The sequence below is a fragment of the Photorhabdus noenieputensis genome (genome assembly GCF_018448935.1).
Lineage (GTDB): Bacteria > Pseudomonadota > Gammaproteobacteria > Enterobacterales > Enterobacteriaceae > Photorhabdus > Photorhabdus noenieputensis.
In genome coordinates this window covers 1-474 of the sequence record NZ_RCWC01000187.1, presented here as the reverse complement: position 1 = coordinate 474, position 474 = coordinate 1, and the positions used below count along the sequence as shown (strand labels likewise).

At 57.4% G+C, this 474-nt stretch carries 1 protein-coding gene; it reads left to right on the top strand.

The genetic code is table 11. The annotated features are described in order from the left end of the window. Positions 1-474: hemagglutinin repeat-containing protein (locus EAE91_RS23765; protein ID WP_214090577.1), on the top strand; the 474-nt coding region annotated here is incomplete at both ends.

Here is a 474-nt window from a genome sequence, read left to right as displayed (position 1 = left end):
AACACCTGACGGCGCAGGCCGGAAATAACCTGACGCTGACCGCCGGTACAACCTCATCCGACTTAGTGGAGCACAGTAAACAAACCAGTAAAGGCTGGCTGTCGAAATCGTCAGTGGAAACCCACGATGAAGTGCATGACCGACAGGCACTCAGTACCACATTCAGTGGCGATAAGGTCAACATACAGGCCGGAAAAGACCTCAATATCCGCGGCAGCAATGTGGCGGGCACGCAGGATGTCAGCCTGAACGCCGGTCATCAGCTCACGGTTACCACCGCTGCGGAAGCGCACGATGAAACCCATTTGCGGCAGGAGAAAAAATCGGGCCTGATGGGCACGGGCGGCATTGGCTTCACCTTAGGCAAAGCCAGCCAGAAAGTCACCACCGACAGTGACAGCCAGCTTAGCAAAGGCAGCACGGTCGGCAGCAGCCAGGGCAATGTCACCCTCAACGCAGGAGAACAGCTCCGGG